Consider the following 369-nt stretch of genomic DNA (forward strand, 5'->3'; position numbering starts at 1 on the left):
AGTGCATTCCCATCAGTATTTAAGATAAGAGGGTGTGGAAAGTGACTTGCAAAAAACGACTTTCCAGCCAGTGGCGCCCCGTAAATAAAGAAGTTATGTGGTTCACTTTTTGGTTGAATAACTTCGTCTTTAGGTAGAATACCCAAATTAATGTCCTCGCTTTCTATTTTTCAACTGATAAAAAATCCAACCTGGACGATAGCCATGTAAATCTGCATAAGCTTTAAGTTCTTTATATGTATGAAGTTCTGAAAGCTTTTTGCCAGCTATTGCAAGTTTTGTGTTATCAGAAATAATTTTTTCGACCAAATTCTTTCTATCCTGAATGACTTCTTGAAGTTGGTCATTTGTTACCTCAGGTGCTTTTCT

At 36.0% G+C, this 369-nt stretch carries 2 pseudogenes; both read right to left on the bottom strand.

Annotation, left to right across the window (positions count from 1 at the left end):
• Positions 1-146: pseudogene (locus ACNDLV_RS08090) on the bottom strand (NTP-binding protein); the annotation flags it as partial.
• A gap of 1 nt (position 147) precedes the next feature.
• Positions 148-369, bottom strand: a pseudogene (locus ACNDLV_RS08095) (ATP-dependent helicase); the annotation flags it as partial.

The organism is Lactobacillus fornicalis, assembly GCF_055362665.1.